The 19,438-nt window shown below is 69.8% G+C and carries 17 protein-coding genes, 1 tRNA gene and 1 riboswitch; of the genes, 6 read left to right on the top strand and 12 right to left on the bottom strand.

Going from position 1 to position 19,438, the window contains the following annotated elements; genetic code table 11:
• The first annotated feature begins 96 nt into the window (after positions 1 to 96).
• Both ACIQMR_RS20795 and ACIQMR_RS20800 read left to right on the top strand, forming a co-directional pair.
• Positions 97 to 1,317 carry an acetyl-CoA C-acetyltransferase gene (locus tag ACIQMR_RS20795; RefSeq protein ID WP_401389124.1) on the top strand — a complete coding sequence of 407 codons (1,221 nt, stop codon included), beginning with the start codon at positions 97 to 99 and terminating at the stop codon, positions 1,315 to 1,317.
• 275 nt (positions 1,318 to 1,592) lie between these two features.
• Complete coding sequence (locus ACIQMR_RS20800) at positions 1,593 to 2,471, top strand: hypothetical protein (protein ID WP_401389127.1); 879 nt, start codon at positions 1,593 to 1,595, stop codon at positions 2,469 to 2,471.
• 18 nt (positions 2,472 to 2,489) lie between these two features.
• Here ACIQMR_RS20800 and ACIQMR_RS20805 read toward each other — a convergent pair whose 3' ends face one another.
• Complete coding sequence (locus tag ACIQMR_RS20805; RefSeq protein ID WP_401389130.1) at positions 2,490 to 2,813, bottom strand: hypothetical protein; 324 nt, start codon at positions 2,811 to 2,813, stop codon at positions 2,490 to 2,492.
• Positions 2,814 to 2,912: 99 nt separating this feature from the next.
• Between ACIQMR_RS20805 and ACIQMR_RS20810 the strand changes: the two genes are divergently transcribed.
• Complete coding sequence (locus ACIQMR_RS20810) at positions 2,913 to 3,143, top strand: DUF4287 domain-containing protein (RefSeq protein ID WP_401389133.1); 231 nt, start codon at positions 2,913 to 2,915, stop codon at positions 3,141 to 3,143.
• Between the two features lie 91 nt (positions 3,144 to 3,234).
• Here the strand turns inward: ACIQMR_RS20810 and ACIQMR_RS20815 are convergent, their stop codons facing one another.
• Both ACIQMR_RS20815 and ACIQMR_RS20820 read right to left on the bottom strand, forming a co-directional pair.
• Positions 3,235 to 4,122, bottom strand: coding sequence for a Bax inhibitor-1/YccA family protein (locus ACIQMR_RS20815; RefSeq protein WP_401389136.1), 888 nt, complete (start codon positions 4,120 to 4,122; stop codon positions 3,235 to 3,237).
• Positions 4,123 to 4,469: 347 nt separating this feature from the next.
• Positions 4,470 to 4,551 (bottom strand) — tRNA-Leu (locus ACIQMR_RS20820).
• A gap of 414 nt (positions 4,552 to 4,965) precedes the next feature.
• Between ACIQMR_RS20820 and ACIQMR_RS20825 the strand changes: the two genes are divergently transcribed.
• Positions 4,966 to 5,736 (top strand): ABC transporter ATP-binding protein, encoded by a 771-nt coding sequence (locus ACIQMR_RS20825; protein WP_401389139.1) that lies wholly within the window; start codon positions 4,966 to 4,968, stop codon positions 5,734 to 5,736.
• Between the two features lie 53 nt (positions 5,737 to 5,789).
• Positions 5,790 to 8,321: an ABC transporter permease gene (locus ACIQMR_RS20830; protein ID WP_401389141.1), complete on the top strand. Its 2,532-nt coding sequence runs from the start codon at positions 5,790 to 5,792 to the stop codon at positions 8,319 to 8,321.
• Positions 8,322 to 8,387: 66 nt separating this feature from the next.
• Here ACIQMR_RS20830 and ACIQMR_RS20835 read toward each other — a convergent pair whose 3' ends face one another.
• The 9 genes from ACIQMR_RS20835 to ACIQMR_RS20875 form a co-directional block, all read right to left on the bottom strand.
• Positions 8,388 to 9,701, bottom strand: coding sequence for a class I SAM-dependent methyltransferase (locus tag ACIQMR_RS20835; RefSeq protein WP_401389144.1), 1,314 nt, complete (start codon positions 9,699 to 9,701; stop codon positions 8,388 to 8,390).
• A 209-nt stretch (positions 9,702 to 9,910) separates the two neighbouring features.
• Positions 9,911 to 11,290, bottom strand: a complete 1,380-nt coding sequence (locus ACIQMR_RS20840; protein ID WP_401389147.1) for an NAD(P)/FAD-dependent oxidoreductase — start codon at positions 11,288 to 11,290, stop codon at positions 9,911 to 9,913.
• Between the two features lie 409 nt (positions 11,291 to 11,699).
• Positions 11,700 to 12,614, bottom strand: coding sequence for an exopolyphosphatase (locus tag ACIQMR_RS20845; RefSeq protein WP_401389150.1), 915 nt, complete (start codon positions 12,612 to 12,614; stop codon positions 11,700 to 11,702).
• A complete protein-coding gene (locus ACIQMR_RS20850) occupies positions 12,611 to 13,189 on the bottom strand; it encodes a DUF501 domain-containing protein (RefSeq protein WP_401389153.1) in 579 nt (192 codons plus the stop codon). Before ACIQMR_RS20850 ends, ACIQMR_RS20845 begins: the two co-directional genes overlap by 4 nt.
• A 47-nt stretch (positions 13,190 to 13,236) precedes the next feature.
• Positions 13,237 to 13,701 carry a septum formation initiator family protein gene (locus ACIQMR_RS20855; RefSeq protein WP_401389156.1) on the bottom strand — a complete coding sequence of 155 codons (465 nt, stop codon included), beginning with the start codon at positions 13,699 to 13,701 and terminating at the stop codon, positions 13,237 to 13,239.
• An 86-nt stretch (positions 13,702 to 13,787) separates the two neighbouring features.
• Positions 13,788 to 15,074 carry a phosphopyruvate hydratase gene (gene eno, locus ACIQMR_RS20860; RefSeq protein ID WP_401389159.1) on the bottom strand — a complete coding sequence of 429 codons (1,287 nt, stop codon included), beginning with the start codon at positions 15,072 to 15,074 and terminating at the stop codon, positions 13,788 to 13,790.
• Between the two features lie 222 nt (positions 15,075 to 15,296).
• The gene (locus ACIQMR_RS20865; RefSeq protein WP_401389162.1) at positions 15,297 to 15,950 is read right to left on the bottom strand and encodes a transglycosylase family protein; all 654 of its coding nucleotides are present in this window, start codon (positions 15,948 to 15,950) and stop codon (positions 15,297 to 15,299) included.
• A gap of 3 nt (positions 15,951 to 15,953) precedes the next feature.
• A riboswitch (cyclic di-AMP (ydaO/yuaA leader) is annotated at positions 15,954 to 16,118 on the bottom strand.
• Positions 16,119 to 16,375: 257 nt separating this feature from the next.
• A complete protein-coding gene (locus ACIQMR_RS20870; RefSeq protein ID WP_401389165.1) occupies positions 16,376 to 17,320 on the bottom strand; it encodes a transglycosylase family protein in 945 nt (314 codons plus the stop codon).
• Positions 17,321 to 17,477: 157 nt separating this feature from the next.
• Complete coding sequence (locus ACIQMR_RS20875; RefSeq protein ID WP_401389168.1) at positions 17,478 to 18,734, bottom strand: cytochrome P450; 1,257 nt, start codon at positions 18,732 to 18,734, stop codon at positions 17,478 to 17,480.
• A gap of 96 nt (positions 18,735 to 18,830) precedes the next feature.
• On the opposite strand from ACIQMR_RS20875, the gene ACIQMR_RS20880 reads away from it, so the two are divergent.
• Complete coding sequence (locus ACIQMR_RS20880; protein ID WP_401389170.1) at positions 18,831 to 19,436, top strand: Uma2 family endonuclease; 606 nt, start codon at positions 18,831 to 18,833, stop codon at positions 19,434 to 19,436.
• Positions 19,437 to 19,438 lie beyond the last annotated feature (2 nt).

A 19,438-nucleotide genomic window follows, 5' to 3' on the forward strand; every position in this document is an offset into this window, starting at 1 on the left:
AGAGGCCCGCATCACACGGTCCGTACGGTGACCCGCGCGATACGTAGGGGTAACTTCCCAACAGACGCCCCGCGCACCCTTCTGTCTGGAGCCGTGATGCCCGAAGCCGTAATCGTCTCTGCTGCCCGCTCCCCCATCGGACGGGCCTTCAAGGGCTCGCTGAAGGACCTGCGGCCGGACGACCTGACCGCGACGATCATCCAGGCCGCGCTCGCCAAGGTCCCCGAGCTGGACCCGAAGGACATCGACGACCTGATGCTCGGCTGCGGCCTCCCCGGCGGCGAGCAGGGCCACAACCTGGGCCGGATCGTCGCCGTGCAGATGGGGATGGACCACCTCCCCGGCTGCACCATCACCCGCTACTGCTCGTCCTCGCTGCAGACCTCCCGCATGGCGCTGCACGCCATCAAGGCCGGCGAGGGCGATGTCTTCATCTCGGCCGGTGTCGAGATGGTCTCCCGTTCCGTGAAGGGCACCTCCGACGGTCTGCCCGACACCCACAACCCGGTCTTCGCCGAGGCCGAGGCCCGTACCGCGGCCGTCGCCGCGAGCGCGGGAACGAGCTGGCACGACCCGCGCGAGGACGGGCTGGTCCCCGACGCGTACATCGCGATGGGCCAGACCGCGGAGAACCTGGCGCGCCTCAAGGGCGTCACCCGCCAGGACATGGACGAGTTCGGCGTCCGCTCCCAGAACCTCGCCGAGGAAGCCATCAAGAACGGCTTCTGGGAGCGCGAGATCACCCCGGTGACGACCCCCGACGGCACGGTCGTGAGCAAGGACGACGGCCCGCGGGCCGGCGTGACCCTGGAGGGCGTCCAGGGCCTGAAGCCGGTCTTCCGCCCCGACGGCCTGGTGACGGCGGGCAACTGCTGCCCGCTGAACGACGGCGCCGCCGCGCTGGTGATCATGTCCGACACCAAGGCGCGCGAGCTGGGCCTGACCCCGCTGGCCCGGATCGTCTCCACCGGCGTCTCCGGCCTCTCCCCCGAGATCATGGGCTACGGCCCGGTCGAGGCGAGCCGGCAGGCGCTGGGGCGCGCGGGGCTGACCATCGACGACATCGACCTGGTCGAGATCAACGAGGCCTTCGCGGCCCAGGTCATCCCGTCCTACCGGGACCTGGGCATCCCGCTGGAGAAGCTGAACGTCAACGGCGGCGCGATCGCGGTGGGCCACCCCTTCGGCATGACCGGCGCGCGCATCACCGGCACGCTGATCAACTCGCTCCAGTTCCACGACAAGCAGTTCGGCCTGGAGACGATGTGCGTGGGCGGCGGCCAGGGCATGGCCATGGTCATCGAGCGCCTGAGCTGACCCGACGCCGGCCGGGAGGGGCCCTGAAGGGCTCCTCCCCCTCCCTCTGCAAGGGCTTTCCCAACCGCGTCGCGTCCGAGCCGTGACCGAATCTCCCCCAGGATGTGACCAATCTCCTGGGGGAGATACATTTCCCCAGGTCAGGTGCATCACGCACCGAAACATCCGGCCCAAAGTCCTGTCCATTTCGTGACGTAATGCACTGACAGCAGGCGTCGACCCACGCCAAGCTGATGTAGTAAGTCGGGGAATCCTCAGAAACCGGGAGTCTGTCAGTGAGCGCCATGTCCCTCGCCCTGCTGCTGACCACGGCCGCCGCCACGGCCGTGGGCGCCGCTGCCCTGCACACCACTCTTGGGCTGCGCAAGCAGGTCACCGCCCTGCGCACGGAGCTGGCCGCCGCGAGCCGTCACGGCAGCGGCCCCTTCGGATCCGTGCCGCAGGCCCGCACCGCACCCGCCACCGAGATACGCGCCGCCGTCGCCGAGGCCCTCGCCGAGGAGCGCGAGCGCGAGCTGGCCGAGGCGCGGGCCTTCTGGGCCGCACAGGAGGCCCGTGAGGCCGCCGACGCCCCGCACTACGCCGGCGAGTCGCCGATGACGATGCTCGGCGGGCTGGCCGGCCTCGGCGAGGACGGCCCGCTCTACGTGCCCCGCCAGGCCGACTTCGTCGGGCTGGAGGCCATGGACCTGGAGGCGGCCGAGGCGCTCGACGAGCTCGCGGAGCTCGCGGAGACGGCCGGACTCACCGAGTCGCCCGCCGAGTTCGCCGACGACTCCCCCGAACTCGCCGCGGCCCGCCGCAGGCACCCCTCACACCCCGACTTCGTCCCGGTCCAGACACCCGTCGTCACCGACCATGAGCGCACCGTGTCCCGCCTGGAGGAGCTCGCCGAGACGGCGACCGCCCTCACCGACGTCCGCCCCGGCCCGCTGGGCACCCTCGACGTGTACGTCTTCGCCGACGGCACGACGCTCTGCATGACCCCCGGCCACCGGGAGACCGCGGAGCGGCTCGCCGAGGCGCTGCGCACCGGCGAGACGCCGGTCCTGCTCGGCGGCTCCGGTGTGTCCGGCGCGTACGCCCTGACCTTCTCCTGCGGCGGCGGGGAGAACGTCTACATCCTCGCGGACCGCGTCATCGCCTCGCTCTGAAGCTCCCGGCGGGCGTGCTCAGAGCAGCGCCCGCCGAGCCGCCCCCTCGACACATTCCACGGCCTCGCCCAGTTCCTCCGGCGAGGCCGTTCCCGTGCGCATGGCTTCGGCCAAATCCGTCCCCGCGACCGACAATTGGTCCGCGACCGCGAAGATGCCCGCGTCCGGCATGATCCCCGGCTCCGCTCCCGGGGTCTCGATCAGCTGCGCGCGCCTCGCCAACTCCCTGGCCAGCGCGAGCCCTTCGGCCGCTGCGCCACGCTGGAGCCGGCTCTGCGGGGCGGCCCTCAACCGGTCGGCGAATCGCTCCACGGCTGCCGTCAGAGGTGTCGTATCAAGCACAACACGACCCTATGCGCCGGTGCGGGACTGTTGCCAATACGCGAACGCTGAGGCACGGTGACGTGAAGGACCACACGCGCAAAGCGTCCGGAGGCGCCGATGTCCCAAGTCTTCTCCGAAGAGACCCACCGCAATCTGCTCTCCCGCATCCCCCACTGCACCGGTCGTGAAGTCGCCGACTGGTTGCGCACCGTTGAGGATGGCCCCTCCCTCTTCCGATTCGAGGAGAAGGTCAGCTGGCTCCGGAGCGAACACAACCTCGCGTACGGACATGCGAAAGCGATCATTCATGAGTACGACCTGAGGCGGGCAGCGCGGAAGCTGCTCTAGGACGAAAGGCTCTGGGACGACCGAAGGGCCCGCCCGGCCGATGCCGGAACGGGCCCTTCGTCGTGACCGCGTGTGCACGCGGTCACGGGTGTCAGTCGTCGCCCTGCAGGATCGACAGCAGACGCAGCATCTCCAGGTAGATCCACACCAGGGTCATGGTGAGGCCGAAGGCCGCCAGCCAGGACTCCTCGCGCGGAGCGCCGTAGGTGACGCCGTCCTCGACCTGCTTGAAGTCCAGGGCGAGGAAGCAGGCACCGAGGATGATGCCGATGACGCCGAACAGGATGCCGAGGCCGCCGCTGCGGAAGCCGAGACCGTCACCGCCGCCGAAGACGGCGAACAGCAGGTTGGCCGCCATCAGCAGCAGGAAGCCCATCGCGGCCGCCATCACGAAGCCGTAGAAACGGCGGGTGACGCGGATCCAGCGCATCTTGTACGCGATCAGCACACCGGCGAAGACCGCCATCGTGCCGAGCACGGCCTGGGCGACCACGCCGTTCGCGATGTACGTGGAGACGGCGCTGGAGATCACGCCGAGGAAGACGCCCTCGAACGCGGCGTACGACAGGATCAGCGCGGGCGACGCCTTGCGCTTGAAGGACTGGACCAGCGCCAGCACCAGGGCCACCAGGGCGGCGCCGATGGCGATGCCGTACGACTTGCCGATGTTGGCCTGGTCGACCGGCAGCAGCACCCAGGACAGGACCGCGGTGAGCACGACCGTACCGAGCGTCATGGCGGTGCGCGCCACGACGTCGTCGATCGTCATCACGTTGGTGCGGGCGGGTGCCTGCGGCGGGGCGCCCAGCTGGGCGTCCGCCGGCGCGTAGGGGTTGGTGGCGTACGGGTTGCCGGTGCCCTGGGCGTAGGGGTTGCCTCCGACGGCGGGGCCCCCGGCCTGCGGCGCGGTGTTGAAGCCCGCGTAGCCGTTGTCGCGGCTGAACCCCCGTCGCGAGAAGACCGGGTTGCTGCTCCTCATCTCACTCCTCCATGGCCACCCTGCGTGGCCTTGACACAAGAGTAATGCGGGGGCAAAGACATCGGCCTAGTGCTGAGGGAGGATCTTTCCTCGATCGTGACGGATCGGTCACTCCGCCGGGCCTCGCCGTTTCCGCTCATTTCCTGACTACAGTCGGAGAACGGACTCATTTGTTCCCGAGGTGCGCCGGTTCAACCGGATCACCGAGCCCATCGGGCCTCGGCCGCTGCACGGGCACCAGTGCGACGCTTCGACGTTGACGCCGGCGGCAAGGAGGAGCCACTCTGAAGACGCGGCAAGCATTCAAGGGTTCAACGATTCCCCGCTCGCGCGCGGACGGCGTGACGTGCCCGGAGCCGGACTCGAACCGGCACGGCCCGAAGGCCAGCGAGGTTTAAGCTCGCCGTGTCTGCATTCCACCATCCGGGCTGGGTACGCGGTCCTGCGCACGCGGCTCTGCGTTTGCACATGAGCCTATCCGGACGGGTCCCTCCAACAGCGGAACACCGACTCGATGTTGTCTTATTTTATTGACGCTTGAGGGTGTGTCAGCACTGGTCGGCGGCCGTTTGCACCTGCCCCGCCCCGGCCCTTGCGCAGCCGGACCCGTCCAAGGGAATGACGGAAAGTCGCCGCCCCGGTACCGGTCCGGGCGGCCCACGGGCACGGCGTAGGAGACCCGGAGGAGACCCCCGGGACAGCGTCATACCAAAGGAGGACGGGCGAGCCTCGCCGTCAGACCCGAGTCGGCCCCGGGAACGGGCATCGGGACGGACGATCCGGCACGGTCCCGGGCCGCACGATGGTGTGGTCCTCGAAACGCCGTGACAGGAGAGTCCTCTCGTGACCACCACACCCACCGCCGCCCGCGCCACCGCGGTGGCAGCCCGCGCCCTGGATCTGTCCAAGGTCTACGGACAGGGCGAGACCCAGGTGGTCGCCCTCGACCAGGTCTCCGTGGACTTCCGCCAGGGAGAGTTCACCGCGATCATGGGCCCGTCCGGCTCGGGCAAGTCGACGCTGATGCACTGTGTCGCCGGCCTCGACAGCTTCAGCGGCGGCTCCGTGCGGATCGGCGAGACGGAGCTCGGCTCGCTCAAGGACAAGCAGCTGACCCAGCTGCGCCGCGACAAGATCGGCTTCATCTTCCAGGCGTTCAACCTGCTGCCGACGCTGACGGCGCTGGAGAACATCACCCTCCCGATGGACATCGCGGGCCGCAAGCCCGACAAGCAGTGGCTCCAGCTGGTGATCGACATGCTGGGGCTCTCCGGACGCCTCGGCCACCGCCCGGCCCAGCTGTCCGGCGGTCAGCAGCAGCGCGTCGCCGTCGGCCGGGCGCTCGCCTCCCGGCCCGAGATCATCTTCGGCGACGAGCCGACCGGAAACCTCGACTCCCGCTCCGGCTCCGAGGTCCTGGGCTTCCTGCGCAACTCGGTGCGGGAACTGGGCCAGACCGTCGTCATGGTGACGCACGACCCGGTGGCCGCCTCGTACGCGGACCGCGTCGTCTTCCTCGCGGACGGGCGGGTCGTGGACGAGATGATCGCCCCGACCGCCGACGGCGTGCTGGACCGCATGAAGGAGTTCGACGCCAAGGGCCGGACCAGCTGACCCGACGGCTCCACCGCAGACTTCCGGCCCTCACCTCAGGACTGACTCACACCATGTTCCGTACCGCCTTGCGCAATGTGCTCGCGCACAAGGCCAGGCTGCTGATGACCGTACTCGCCGTGATGCTCGGCGTGGCGTTCGTCTCCGGCACCCTGGTCTTCGCCGACACCCTCTCCAACGCCTTCCGCAACCAGTCCGCCAAGAGCTACGACGACGTCGCCGTCGCCGTCACCTCGTACGCGGACGAGAACGACGCCGAGCAGGAGCCCGGCCTGTCGGCGAAGACCCTCGACAAGGTCGGCGCGCTGGACGGCGTCGCCGCCGTGTACGGCCGGGTCAACGGCTTCGCCGGGGTCGCCGACCCCGACGGCAAGCTGATCGGCGTCGGCTGGTCCAACAAGGGCTCCAACTTCGCCCCCGGCAAGGACGGCAAGGACCCCGCCTACACCTTCGTCGACGGCAGTGGCCCGCAGAAGGACACGCAGATCGCCCTGGACCGGGACAGCGCCGAGAAGGGCAGGTACAAGGTCGGCGACCGGGTCCGGGTCGCCACCAACGGGCCGGTGAAGGAGTACACCCTCAGCGGTGTCTTCAGCACCAAGGACGGCGCCGTGAACGCCGGCGGCAGCCTCGTCCTCTTCGACACCGCGGCCGCCCAGAAGCTCTACCTCGCCCCGGGCTACTTCGAGGGCCTCACCGTCACCGCCGCGCCCGGCGCGGACGACGCGAAGATCCTCGACGCGATCAAGCCGCTGCTCCCGGAGCACGCCGAGGCACAGACCGGCCAGGCACTCGCCGACGAGCAGGCCCGGCAGATCGAGGAGGGCCTCGGCACCCTCAAGCAGGTCCTGCTGGGCTTCGCCGGCATCGCGCTCTTCGTCGGCATCTTCCTGATCTCCAACACCTTCACGATGCTGGTCGCCCAGCGCACGAGGGAACTCGCGCTGATGCGCGCCGTCGGCGCCTCCCGCAAGCAGATCACCCGCTCGGTGCTCATCGAGGCGGCGGTCGTCGGCGCGGTCGCCTCCGCGGTAGGTTTCGTCCTCGGCATCGGGCTCACCATCGGACTGCGCTCCGGGATGGCCGCGTTCGGGATGAAGGTGCCCGACGGCCCGCTGGTGATCTCGGCGACGCCGGTCGTGGCCGCGTTCGCCGTCGGTGTCCTCGTCACCATGTTCGCCGCCTGGCTGCCCGGCCGCCGGGCCGCCAAGATCCCGCCGGTCGCGGCGATGAGCAGCGTCCACGCGGTGGCCACCACCAAGTCGCTGGTGCTGCGCAACTCCATCGGCGGCGTCCTCACCGGCCTCGGCGCGGCCGGGATCGTGTGGGGCGCCGGCGCCGCCGGCGACACGGGGCGGATGCTGATCGGCGCGGGCGCGTTCCTCGCGCTGATCGGTGTGATCGTCCTGATCCCGCAGCTCTCCCGGCCCGTCATCGCGCTCGTACGTCCGCTGCTCGTCGGTGTCTTCGCGGTGGCCGGCAAGCTCGCCGGGCAGAACGCGGTCCGCAATCCGCGCCGTACCGGCGCCACGGCCTCGGCCCTGGCGATCGGACTGACGCTGGTGACCGGTCTGTCGGTGCTCGGTGTCACGGTCGGCACGGCCATCGACAAGATGACCACGGACAACATCAAGGCCGACTACATGGTCACGATGGCGAACGGCGGGGACCTCGACCAGTCCGCGCTGACCGCGCTGGAGAAGGCACCGGGCGTCTCCGCGGTGTCGCCCCAGCAGTCCGTCTACTTCCAGGTCAAGGGCGACTACGCGTCCGCCTCGGCGGTGACGCCGGGCGCGATCGAGAAGGTCCTGACCGTCGACGTCGTGTCCGGCAGCCTGGACACCCTCGCCGAGGGGCGGATCGCGGTCGCCGAGAACTCGGCGAAGAAGAAGGGCTGGAAGGTCGGCGACAGCCTCCCCGTCACCTTCAGCGACAAGAAGAAGGGCACCCTGACGGTCGGCGCCGTCTACAAGGACAGCGAGTTCCTCTCGCCCGTGCTCGTGAGCACGAAGGTCGCGAACGCCCACGAGGCGAAGCCGTACATCCCGCAGATCTTCGTGAAGGCGGACGGCGGTCAGACCTCGGCGAACGAGCAGGCGCTGATCGACGCCCTGGGTGACAACCCCGCCATCAAGGTGATGGACCGCCAGGACATCCGTGACGAGTTCGGCGGCGTGATCAACACCATGCTGAACATCATGTACGGCCTGCTCGCGATGGCCCTGATCATCGCGGTACTGGGTGTGGTCAACACCCTCGCGATGTCCGTCTTCGAACGGCAGCAGGAGATCGGCATGCTGCGCGCGATCGGTCTCGACCGGCGCCGGGTGAAGCGGATGGTGCGGCTGGAAGCCGTCGTCATCTCCCTCTTCGGCGCGGTGGTCGGCATCGGCCTCGGCTCCTTCCTCGGCTGGGCGATCGGCGAGACCTTCCGGGACAAGATCCCCGGGTACGCGCTGGTCCTGCCCTGGGACCGGATCGGGATCTTCCTGGCGCTCGCCGGACTGGTCGGCGTGCTCGCCTCGCTGTGGCCGGCCCGCAGCGCCGCGAGGCTCAACATGCTGAACGCCATCAAGACCGAGTAGCCGCGCCGCGGACACACACAGAGGCCGGGTTCCCCATGGCGGGGAGCCCGGCCTCGTGCGTACGGATCAACGCCGTTCGGGCTCGACCCATGTGCGCGCCCTCAGCGGCAACCCCGAGGCGCCGCCTTCCGGGGTCTTCACGGCGAGGATCTGGTTGACCCCGATCCTGTTGCGCTCGAAGGCGAGCGCGCACGCGGCCATGTAGAGCCGCCAGATCCGTGCCCGGCCCGGTGAGGTGCGGCGTACCGCCTGCTTCCAGTCCGCCTCCAGGTTCGCCACCCAGACGCGCAGGGTGCGGGCGTAGTGCTCGCGGATCGACTCGACGTCCCGGGCCTCGAAGCCGGCCTCCTCCAGGATCGACAGGGTCGACCCGAGCGGCGCCAGCTCCCCGTCGGGGAAGACGTACGCGTCGATGAAGTCGTCCACCCGGTAAGCCGTCTCGTCCTGCTCCGGGCGGCGTGCGATCTGGTGGTTGAGCAGCCTGCCGCCGGGCTTCAGCAGTCCGTACAGCACATCGGCGTACTCCCGGTAACGCACGGCACCGACGTGCTCGGCCATGCCGATGGACGAGATCGCGTCGTAGGGGCCGTCCTTGACGTCCCGGTAGTCCTGGACGCGGATCTCGATCCGGTCCGTCAGACCCTCCTCGGCGATCCGCTTACGGGCGAACGCGGCCTGCTCGCGCGAGAGCGTGACCCCGGTGACCTGGGCGCCGTACTCACTGGCCGCGTGGATCGCCATCGAGCCCCAGCCGCAGCCCACGTCCAGCAGCCGGTCGCCGGCCCGCAGGGCGAGCTTGCGGCAGACCAGATCGAGCTTGTCGCGCTGGGCGTCCTCCAGGGTCCCGTCCGCCTCCCAGTAGGCGCACGAGTAGACCATGGACGGGCCGAGCACCTGCTGGTAGAAGTCGTTGCCGACGTCGTAGTGATGGCTGATCGCCTGCCGGTCGCGCACCTTGGTGTGCAGCGGGCCGTGCCGTCTGCGGACCTCCTCGGCGGGCGGCGGCGGCGCCAGCCAGGCACGGGAGCCGGCGAGCCGGAGCAGGTCCCGGGCGGCCGCGCGCAGCCGCGGGTCCCGGACCCAGTGGCCGCCGGACCCGGAGCCGTCGCGGGGGCGCTCCCAGAGGAACCCCGCGAGCCGGCCGAGGGCTTCGTACAGATCCCCCTCGACGTCGATCTCCCCGGCCACCCAGGCGCGGGCCAGCCCGAGTTCGCCCGGTTTCCAGAGCAGCCTGCGCAGGGCACGTCGGTGCCGGACGACGACGACGGGCCCGTCGGGAGGACCCGACTCGCTGCCGTCCCAGGCCCGGAGACGGACCGGAGGCGGAGTTCCCAGCAGTTCTTCGGCAAGAGTGGTGAGCCGCGTAGCGGCATCGGCCATGGCGCACACCTCCGTGATCACGGTTTGACGGAAATGCCCAACACCACGTAAACATCCTCGGCGCCCGAAAGCAGTCCCCTTAACACGCAAATGGACGGCAAAACAGACGCTTTCGCCGTTCTCCGGCGGCAGCGGGTACGCCGAAGGGGCCGTCCGCACCACGGATGGCGGACGGCCCCTTCGGGGGTACTGCGGGTACTACGGCGAGGTCAGGACGCCTTGGCCTTCTCCGGGGCGGGCGCGGCCGCCGCCGGGGCCGGCTTGGCGGCCTCGTAGAACTCCTCGCGCGGCGACTCGATCGCGCCGAGCGAGACGACCTCGCGCTTGAGGAACATCGCGAGCGTCCAGTCGGCGAAGACGCGGATCTTGCGGTTCCAGGTCGGCATGGCCATGCCGTGGTAGCCACGGTGCATGTACCAGGCGAGCCGGCCCTTGAGCTTGATCTTGACCTTGCCCATGACGATCATCGCGACGCCCTTGTGCAGGCCGAGACCGGCGACCGCACCCTTGTTCGCGTGCTCGTAGTCCTTCTGCGGGAAGCCGCGCATCCCGGAGATGACGTTGTCGCCGAGGAGCTTGGCCTGGCGCAGCGCGTGCTGGGCGTTCGGCGGGCACCAGGCGTTCTCGACGCCCGCCTTGCGCGCGGCGAGGTCCGGCACCTGGGCGTTGTCGCCGGCGGCCCAGATGTAGTCCGTGCCCTGGACCTGGAGGGTCGGCTGGGTGTCCACGTGGCCGCGCGGGCCGAGCGGCAGACCGTAGCGGGCGAGCGCCGGGTTCGGCTTCACGCCGGCGGTCCACACGATGGTGTTGGAGTCGACCTCCAGGCCGTTCTTCAGCACCACGTGGCCGTCGACGCAGGAGTCCATCGAGGTGTTGAGGTAGATCTCGATACCCCGGGCCTCGAGGTGCTCCTTGCCGTACTTGCCGAGCTTCGGGCCGACCTCGGGAAGGATCTTGTCGGCGGCGTCGACGAGGACGAAGCGCATGTCCTCGCGCTTGACGCTCTTGTAGTACTTGACCGCGTCACGGGCCAGGTCCTCGACCTCGCCTATGGTCTCCGCGCCGGCGAAGCCGCCGCCCACGAAGACGAAGGTCAGCGCCTTGCGGCGGACCTCCTCGTCGGTCGTCGAGTCAGCCTTGTCCAGCTGCTCGAGAACGTGGTTGCGCAGGCCGATGGCCTCCTCGATGCCCTTCATCCCGATGCCCTGTTCGGCGAGGCCGGGGATCGGGAAGGTGCGGGAGACCGCGCCGAGCGCGATGACCAGGTAGTCGAAGGGCAGCTCGTAGGCCTCGCCGACGAGCGGCGCGACCGTGGCGACCTTGCGGTCCTGATCGATGGTGGTGACCCGGCCGGTGAGTACCTCGGCCTTGGGCAGCACGCGTCGCAGCGGGACGACGACGTGCCGCGGCGAGATGCTGCCGGCGGCGGCTTCGGGGAGGAAGGGCTGGTACGTCATGTACGACCGCGGGTCGACGACCGTGACGGTCGCCTCCCCGTACCGCATCTTCTTCAGAATGCGACGAGCTGCGTACAGGCCTACGTACCCACCGCCTACTACGAGGATCCTGGGACGCTCCGTGGTGCTCATGCCATCGAGTATCCACCCCCCTCAGGGGGGTCGCTCGTGAGCCCCTTCACAAGCACCTTCGGACCCTCTGCTACACTCCGCGGCCCACGTGACCGAGGTCATGACACACACAGGGAACCACCGTGTGACGGGAGACGTTGTCAAGGCCTCCTGAGCTGGCCCCACGCTGCATCGGAAAGATGAACCACTGACCCGATTCACATGGCCGTAACGCGACGGGAACCTGCCGGAGTGCGGATGCACAGGCCGAGTTGGGCAGAAAAACAGGCCCGGAGGGCCGTCTGAGAGCAGTTTCGACGGCCGACCGGGCCCAAATCCTTGTGAAGAACTTCACGAAGTTTCTCGCGGCGCACCCTCAGCGGGGTGCTCCAGGGGTGTTTCAGCGGGCTTCAGGAGCGCATCAGGGGCTTCAGACGAGGGAAAGGGCGATCCCGTCGAGGATGTCGTGCTCCGAGACGACGACCTCCTCGACCCCGGCGCGCTCCATGATCGCCAGCAGCACGAGGGCACCGGCGGCGATCACGTCCACGCGTCCCGGATGCATCACCGGGATCGCCGCGCGCTCGTCGTGCGTCGAGGCGAGCAGCCGCCGGGTGATCCCCGCGACCTGGTCGCGGGAGATCCGGGAGTGGTGGATGGCCTCGGAGTCGTACGCGTCGAGACCGAGCGCGATCCCTGCCACGGTGGTCACTGAGCCGGCCAGGCCGACCAGGGTGCTCGCCTCGCGGATCGGCACCGTCTCCTCGGCGAGGTCCAGCGCGGCCTCGATGTCCGCGCGGATCGCCGCGATCTCGTCCGGCGACGGCGGATCCTGGCGGACGTGCCGCTCGGTCAGCCGTACGCAGCCGATGTCGACCGACCGGGCCGCCTCGACCTGCCCATGGCCGATGACGAACTCGGTCGAGCCGCCGCCGATGTCCACGACCAGCCGCTCCTCGTGGCCGGGCAGTTCCTTGGTGGCGCCGTTGAAGGAGAACCCGGCCTCCTGGTCCCCGCTGATCACCTCGGGCTCGACCCCGAGGATGCCGACCACGCCGTTCACGAAGTCGTCGCGGTTCTCGGCGTCCCGGGAGGCGGAGGTGGCCACGAAGCGGATCCTCTCCACACCGTGGGTCTTCATGATCTGCGCGTACTCCCGGCAGGCGGCGAAGGTGCGCTCCAGCGCCTCGGGGGCGAGGCGGCCGGTGCGGTCGACGCCCTGACCGAGCCGGACGATGGTCATCCGCCGGTCCAGCTCCGTCAGTTCGCCAGTGGACGGGTCGATGTCGGCGATGAGCAGACGGATCGAGTTCGTGCCGCAGTCGACGGCGGCGACCCGGGTCACTGCTCGTCCCCCCGGACATCGCCGGAGCCGCCGTCGGCACCGGACTCCCGCGTCCCGTCCGTCACCGGACTCACACAGGGGCCCTTCGCCCACCACTCCGGCAGCATCGCGATCGCCTCGTCGCCCAGCGGGTTCACCCCGGGGCCGGCCGCCAGCGAGTGGCCGACCAGGACGTGCAGGCACTTCACCCGGTCAGGCATCCCGCCGGCGCTCGGGAAGCCCTTCAGCTCCTCGATCGCGTCACGGCGCGCGATGTAGTCCTCGTGCGCCTCCCGGTACGCCGCCGACAGCTCGGGGTCGGCCGCCAGGCGCTCGGTCATCTCCTTCATGACGCCGTTCGCCTCCAGCGTGCCGATGGCCGAGGCCGCACGCGGGCACGTCAGGTAGTACAGCGTCGGGAACGGCGTACCGTCCTCAAGCCGCGGCGCCGTCTCCACCACGTCCGGATTGCCGCACGGGCAGCGGTGGGCGATCGCGCGCAGACCGCGCGGCGGGCGGCCGAGCTGCTCCTGGAACGCGGCGATGTCCGCCGCGGTGGGCGGGGTGTGCTCGGTGGTCGGCGGGGGCGTTTGCATGGATGTGTCTGTCTCTTCGTTCGATCTGTGGCTTGGCCGGGGCTGGGCTAGCGTGGCGCGTCGGCCCGGTCGACACCGTCCCAGACGTTCGAGTACCAGGGCCTGCTGACCCCGTCCTCGTCCGTCCTGGGCTTCTGGCCGGCCCGCGGATCGACCACGATGTAGCCGGTCTCGCCCGGCCTGACCATGTGCAGGTGCTCGCGGGCCAGCCGCATGACGTACGCGTCGTCCCGGAGACGGGCCCTCTCGTCACGCAGCCGTTCCACACGCTCGCGGGCCGCGGCCGCGAGCCGCTCCTGCTCGGCGATCTCGTTCTGCTGCGACACGTACTGCCGCATCGGATACGCGAGCGCGACGATCATCGAGCAGAGGACGAGCGCGAGGAAGGCCGCCCGGCCGGTGAGCCGCGAGCGCCGGGCCTGGCGACGGGTCTGCGAGCGGTAGACGCGGGCGGCGGTCTGCTCGCCGAGCAGCCGCAGCCTGGTCGCGGTGGAGAACCGGTCCCGGGCCATGTGTGCGCCTCCCCATTACGTGCGTACGTCCCCGCACACGGTACGGGACCGCGTGCGGGGACGTACGTATCTACCGGTCTGCGGGCTCAGCCCTTGAAACGCGGGAACGCGCTGCGGCCGGCGTACTCCGCCGCGTCGTCGAGGATCTCCTCGATGCGCAGCAGCTGGTTGTACTTGGCGACGCGCTCGGAGCGGGCCGGGGCGCCGGTCTTGATCTGGCCGCAGTTGGTGGCGACGGCCAGGTCGGCGATGGTGACGTCCTCGGTCTCGCCGGAGCGGTGGGACATCATGCACTTGAAGCCGCTGCGCTGGGCCAGCTCGACGGCGTCCAGGGTCTCGGTCAGCGAACCGATCTGGTTGACCTTGACCAGGAGCGCGTTGGCGGCGCCGTCCTCGATGCCGCGGGCGAGGCGCTCCGGGTTGGTGACGAACAGGTCGTCGCCGACCAGCTGCACCTTGGAGCCGAGCTTGTCGGTGATGACCTTCCAGCCGGCCCAGTCGTCCTCGAACAGCGGGTCCTCGATGGAGACCAGCGGGTAGGCGGCGACGAGCTCCTCGTAGTACTCGGTCATCTCCGCGGCCGAGCGGGACTTGCCCTCGAACTCGTAGGAGCCGTCCTTGTAGAACTCGGAGGCGGCGACGTCGAGCGCGAGCGCGATGTCCCTGCCGGGCGCGTAGCCGGCCTGCTTGATGGCCTCGAGGATGAGGTCGAGGGCCTCGCGGTTGGAGCCGAGGTTCGGGGCGAAGCCGCCCTCGTCGCCGAGGCCGGTCGACAGGCCCTTCTCCTTCAGCACCTTCTTCAGGGTGTGGTAGACCTCGGTGCCCCAGCGCAGGGCCTCGGAGAAGGACTCCGCGCCGACGGGCGCGATCATGAACTCCTGGATGTCCACGTTGGAGTCGGCGTGCGAGCCGCCGTTCAGGATGTTCATCATCGGAACGGGCAGCAGGTGCGCGTTCGGGCCGCCGAGGTAGCGGAACAGCGGGAGGTCGGAGGCCTCGGACGCGGCGTGCGCGACGGCGAGGGAGACACCGAGGATGGCGTTGGCGCCGAGGGAGGACTTGTCCGGGGTGGCGTCCAGGTCGAACATCGCCTGGTCGATCAGGCGCTGCTCGGTGGCGTCGTACCCGACGAGCTCCGGGCCGATCTGCTCGATGACGGCGAGGACGGCCTTCTCGACACCCTTGCCCATGTAGCGGTTCTGGTCACCGTCGCGGAGCTCGAGGGCCTCGAACGCACCGGTGGACGCACCGGACGGAACGGCAGCACGGCCGGTGCTGCCGTCGTCGAGGCCGACCTCGACCTCGACCGTGGGGTTGCCTCGGGAGTCCAGGATTTCCCGGGCTACGACGACGTCGATGGACGGCACGAGCATCTCCTTCTGGGATGTGACGCTGAATGTGACGCATGCGGAGCAGGGTCAGTGCAGGGTCTCTTTGGCCTTGCGACAAGAGCCTAACCGCCCCACGCGCATCGGCCTGCCGCTGCCCGCCCCGTGGGACGAAAAAGGGGAACAAACAGACAGAAACCCCGGCCCGGCGCGTACGGGGGATGGCGCGCCGGGCCGGGGAGCCGGGGGGACGGGGGTGCGGACCCGTCAGCTCAGGTGGAGCTTCTGGCCGGGGTGAATGACGTTCGCGTCCTCGACGATGTCCTTGTTCAGCTCGAACAGCTTCTGCCAGCCGCCCTTGGCCTTCTCGGCCTCGGCGATCTTGCTGAGGGTGTCGCCGGCCTTGACCGTGTACTCGCCGTCGCCCTTCTTGACCGGGGCGGCGGGGCGCTCGGAGCGGGTGGTCGGGACCTCGGCGCGCTTCGGGGCGGGGGCCTTGGCCTTGGGCTCGGCGGCCTTCGGGGCGGCCGGGGCGGCACCGTTGTACGCGGCGTCGGACAGGCCCACGCCACAGTGCGGCCAGGCACCCTTGCCCTGGCCGTCGAGGACCTTCTCGGCTATCTCGATCTGCTGGGCCTTCGAGGCCTGGGCGGCGGTCTGGGCGTAGGCGGTGCCGCCGTACGCGGCCCAGGTGGAGGCCGAGAACTGCAGGCCGCCGTAGTAGCCGTTGCCGGTGTTGATCGACCAGTTGCCGCCGGACTCGCACTGGGCGACGGCGTCCCACTCGGAGGCGGTGGCGGCGGACGCCGTACCGGAGGCCATCAGCGGGGCGGCGATGGCCGCACCGGTGACACCGGCGAGCGTGGCGATACGAGTGGCCTTGGACGGGCGACGGTGCTTGCCCTTGCCGGAAAGCAGCATGGAACTTCTCCTCACCGACGCCTGCGAGGTGAGCTGTCGGGTTCGGGCCATGTGAGTTGCCCGGCCGCGCGAGGTTCGCGCGGCTCCACCCCAAGCCGGTTCCGCCCCAAAGGGCGGGCCCGGCACTTACCTTGGGTCCCCCGCTCCTGCCTTCGGCGCTTGCGCGACGACTGTTCCCGGCGGCCGCCGGCAGGATTCGGCGTGCGGTCGTCGGGGCCCGCATTGGCGAGCGGTTCAGACCGTAAACGCACTTCTCCCCGATGTTCAAAGTCGAACATCGGGGAGAAACCACACCTATTTGACGCGGAGGGATGTCCGTTTTCGCAGGTGAGAGGCGTGATGACCGGAGTTGGCCGACGAGACGCGCCAGTTGACACGAAGAGACTCATGTCTCACTTGCGCAGAACCGGACATAAGCGCCCGAACTACTCCTTCAACTGCCCCTGCCCCAGGCCCAGATCGAGGCTCTGGCCAGGCAGGATGAGATCGGCGTCGGAGCCGACGACTTCCTGGTTCGCCTCGTAGAGCGCGGGCCAGCCGCCGGGCACCTCGTTCACGTCGGCGATCGACCACAGGTTGTCGCCGGGACGGACGGTGTACTCATCTCCCGCGGCGGCGCCGTCTCGTGCCGATGCGTCATCTCGTGAGGCATGACGACCGGAATTACGGTCATTGCCCGAATTGCCCGTCTCGTCCTCATCGGCGGCGCCACCGCGATGCTTTCCGGAGCCCGTGTCCGCGGCTGCGTCCTCGCCGCCCGAGGCGTCCGCACTCTTGCCGGAGCCGGCCGGGGTGGAAGGCCCGTCCGAAGCGTCCGCGGGCTTCTCGGCCGTCGGCGAACCGTTCGAGGCGCCGGAACCGGACGGGGCGGGGGCGTCGGTGTCCGGCGCGGGCGTCGTGCCCGCCCCGTCACCGAAGGAGGGGCTCTTCGTGCCACCGTTCTGCGGCGTGGCGGAGGCGTCCCCGCCGGCCGGCTCGGTGCCGCCCCCCAGGAGGCCGGTGACGAGACCGGTGATCTCCCCGCAGCTCGGCCAGGCGGAGTCACCCTGGGCGGACAGCACCGCCTCGGCCACCGTGATCTGCTGGGCGCGGCTGGCGAGGTCGGCGCGCGGCGCGTAGGCCGTCCCGCCGTACGCCTCCCAGGTCTCCTGGGACATCTGCAGGCCGCCGTAGTAACCGTTGCCGAGGTCGGCGCTCCACACGCCGCCGCTCTCGCAGTCCGCGACGCGGTCCCAGGTGGCGGAGTCCGCGGCGGAGGCGGCGCCTGCGCCGAGCAGTGGGATGGCGATGGCCGATCCGGTCACCCCTGCCGCGACGATGAGAGCGGGGGCCTGACGAGGTCGGCGGTGTCGGCCGTTCCCGGAGCGCATGCGGTGTGCCTTCCGTGTGACAACAGAAAACCCACGGGTCCCACGAGTCTGTTGATTCGGCAAGGACCCCGAGTCGGGGTGAACGTAGCCCCACTCGAACGTCAGTCACAAGTCGGTGCAGCGGAGATCACGTGAAAGTCACAATCCTGACGACTCGTCAGCTCTTGATGGCGGTGAACTCAACGGGCAGAGTGCGCAATCCACGCATGATGAGCCCCCCACGCCACCGCAAATCGGAAGGATCCACCGCAAGCCGCAAGTCGGGCAACCTGGTGAGCAGGGTCGCGAGCGCGGTCTGCCCTTCGAGCCGCGCGAGCGGCGCGCCCAGGCAGTAGTGGATGCCGTGCCCGTACCCGAGGTGCTGGTTGTCCCGGCGGGCCAGGTCGAGGGTGTCGGGGTCCGGGAAGCGCTCGGGGTCGCGGTCGGCGGCGGCGAGCACGACGAGGACCGGATCGCCGGCGCCGATGTCCTGCCCGCCGAGCGTGAGCGGCTCGGTCGCGAACCGCCACGTGGCGAGCTCCACGGGCCCGTCGTAGCGCAGCAGCTCCTCGACCCCGGTTTCGAGCAGCCCGGTGTCGCCCGCGGCCAGGGACGACTGGAGACGGGCGCGCTGGTCCGGATCGCGCAGCAGGGCGTAGGTGCCGTTGCCGATCAGGTTGACGGTGGTCTCGAAGCCGGCGAAGAGGAGGATGAAGGCCATCGCGGCGGCCTCGTTCTCCGTGAGGTGCTCGCCGTGGTCGCTCGCCCGGATGAGCCCGGAAATCAGGTCGTCACCGGGGTCCTCCCGCTTACGGTGGATCAGCTCGGCGAGATAGCCGCGCATCTTCTTCACCGACCGCGCCACCCCGCCGCGCGGACCGCCCCCGTGACGGATCATCATCCCGGCCCAGTCACGGAAGTCGTCCTGGTCCTCGGCGGGGACGCCGAGCATGTCGCAGATGGCGTAGATGGGGAGCGGGAACGCGAACTCATGGATGAGGTCCGCGCTGCCCCGCTCGGCGAAGCCGTCGATGAGACGGTCCGTCAATTCCTGTACGCGCGGCGCGAACTCGGCCACGCGGCGTGGCGTGAACGCCTTGGAGACGAGCCGGCGCAGCCGGGTGTGGTCGGGCGGATCGATGTTCAGCAGATGCGTCATCAGCTCCGCCTTGCGCTCGCCCGGGATGCCCGTCTTCCCCTTCGCGTGCGCGGGCTCGTCGTGATGCGCGGGATTCTTGCTGAGCCGCTGGTCCGCCAGCGCCTGCCGCGCGTCCGCGTACCGGGTCACCAGCCAGGCCTCGACCCCACTGGGGAGCCGGGTCCTGTGCACGGGCGCGTGCTCGCGGAGCCAGGCGTAGGCGGGGTACGGGTCGGTGGCGAACTCCCAGGTGAAGAGCTCGGGGGCGCCGGGGACGCCGGACGGCTGGTCGTGCATGGGTCGACGGTATCCCGCGCGGAGCGGGTCACCTGTTCGGCGGACCTCCCGGCGTTCCGCCCGGGTAGGCCGACCGTACGCGCCAGACTCAGTCGCATGAGAGCGCTGACCGGCCGCGAGGAGCAGTACGCATTCCCGGTCCCGCCCCCCGGTGGGTGGACGGCGGACGACCTCGACCGGATCAAGGGTCTCCCTCCGCACACCGAGCTGATCGACGGAGGACTGTTCTTCGCGAGTCCGCAGACCTTCTTCCACATGGCCGCACTGCGGCTGCTGGAGAACGCATTGGTGCAGCAGGCACCGGACGACCTCTATGTCGTCCGCGAGATGACCACCAAACTGGGCGTACGCGACCGGCCGGAGCCCGACCTCATGGTGGTTCCGTGGAGCGCCCGCACGGGACCGGAGCAGACCTGGTACGCCCCAGCCGACATCCTGCTCGCCGTCGAGATCGTGTCGGACGAATCCGTGCAGCGAGACCGCGAGCTCAAGCCCCGCAAGTACGCGGCGGCCGGAATCCGGCACTTCTGGCGGGTGGAGAAGAGCGACGGTCTGCCTGTGGTGTACGTCTACGAGATCGACCCGGCCACGAACACCTACGCCGTCACCGGCATCCATCACAACCGGCTCAAGGTCGACGTCCCGTACCCGATCGAGATCGACCTCACCGCTGTGGACCGCAGGCGGGGAACCCGGGACTGACG

Origin of the sequence: Streptomyces sp. NPDC091376 (genome assembly GCF_044757085.1) — a bacterium.
Taxonomy (GTDB): domain Bacteria; phylum Actinomycetota; class Actinomycetes; order Streptomycetales; family Streptomycetaceae; genus Streptomyces; species Streptomyces pratisoli.